The sequence below is a fragment of the Bradyrhizobium sp. PRIMUS42 genome, assembly GCF_023006515.1.
Taxonomy (GTDB): domain Bacteria; phylum Pseudomonadota; class Alphaproteobacteria; order Rhizobiales; family Xanthobacteraceae; genus Bradyrhizobium.
Genome location: NZ_JALBGZ010001394.1, coordinates 1 through 723, shown reverse-complemented (window position 1 = coordinate 723; position 723 = coordinate 1). Strand labels below are relative to the sequence as shown.

General features: G+C 63.9%; 1 pseudogene. It reads right to left on the bottom strand.

What is annotated here, in order from left to right:
* Nucleotides 1–54 precede the first annotated feature (54 nt).
* Nucleotides 55–723: pseudogene (locus MOV75_RS40600) on the bottom strand (ATPase); the annotation flags it as partial.

Genomic DNA, 723 nt, shown 5'->3' with positions numbered 1-723 from the left:
GTGCCTCCGAAGGAGGAGCCGCCGGACGTGGAAGTCCGGTGATGATCTAGTGTGTCAGCACGCTTGCTCTGGTCTGAAGCGCGAGGTGCAGGAATTGGTGAACGCGATCGGGCAGGCGGCCTGCCCCAGCACGCTACAGAAGGTCAGCGCGTGGCCGTTGGCACGGCCTTCTTCAATGTTCTTGGCGGCGAGCGCCCGGGCCTGATCGGCGAGGCCCTGAAGCCACAGAATGCGGGCCCGGAAATATTGCGTCGATATCCTGAGATCGAGCGGGAAGATTTTCGGCTTCTCCACCAGCACATGCAGCGAGGCGTTCACCCGATCGATGCGCTGCCGCGCATCGTTCTGGTCTCCCAGATAATGCAGCGCGACCGCCATCAGGCGGTCACCCAGCATGAGATCGGTATTATCTGATGAATTCACCGCGGCGTCGGCAAAGCGATCGGCGAGTGCACGGGCCTTGCCGAACTGTCCGTTGTTGAACTGGTCGATGCACAGGCCCCAGAGTGCGCGCAGCCGGAAATCCTTGTCGTCGAGGCTCTCAGCCAGTTCGAGCGTCGTCTCGAGGATCGGGCGCGCCTGGCGCCCACGGCCCTCGCCATACATCAGCGACCAGCCGAGTGCCGACAGCAGCTGCATGCGGATGCGGTCGTCGTCGCGGTCGTCTCCGAGCGCTGCCAGGGCCGTTCTGCAGCGCTCGCGGCATTCGGCGAACAGCGAAAG